Origin of the sequence: Stenotrophomonas maltophilia group sp. RNC7, from assembly GCF_030910085.1 — a bacterium.
GTDB lineage: Bacteria > Pseudomonadota > Gammaproteobacteria > Xanthomonadales > Xanthomonadaceae > Stenotrophomonas > Stenotrophomonas sepilia.
Genome location: NZ_JAVFVN010000183.1, coordinates 1 through 358, shown reverse-complemented (window position 1 = coordinate 358; position 358 = coordinate 1). Strand labels below are relative to the sequence as shown.

Below are 358 nucleotides of genomic sequence, written 5' to 3'. Positions count from 1 at the left end.
GCTACCATGATCCAAGAGTGAAACACACAAAAACAGAAACAGTTGATTTTATAGTCCCTGAAAGATTAAGAGAAGCAAGACTATATAGAGACATAGGCAGAAAGTATGCAGCAGAGCAATTGGGTATTTCGGAACGACTGTTGGGGTTGTATGAAAATGGACATGAAGAAATCCCCAAACAATTAATATTTGGATTACAGAATTTATACAACTTTCCTCAAAAATATTTTTACGAAGTTAGATGGGAAAGAGTTTGAAGGGAGAAATACAATGATTAAACTTATTATTCCTGGTGAGCCAGTAGCGAAAGGCAGACCGAGAGTAACTAAATTCGGGGCATATACCCCAGAGAAAACAA

The 358-nt window shown here is 36.9% G+C and carries 1 protein-coding gene; it reads left to right on the top strand.

Annotation, left to right across the window (positions count from 1 at the left end; translation table 11 throughout):
• Nucleotides 1-257 (top strand): helix-turn-helix transcriptional regulator (locus RCF13_RS02385; protein ID WP_308140806.1); only part of this gene is annotated, 257 nt, incomplete at its 5' end.
• Nucleotides 258-358: the final 101 nt, after the last annotated feature.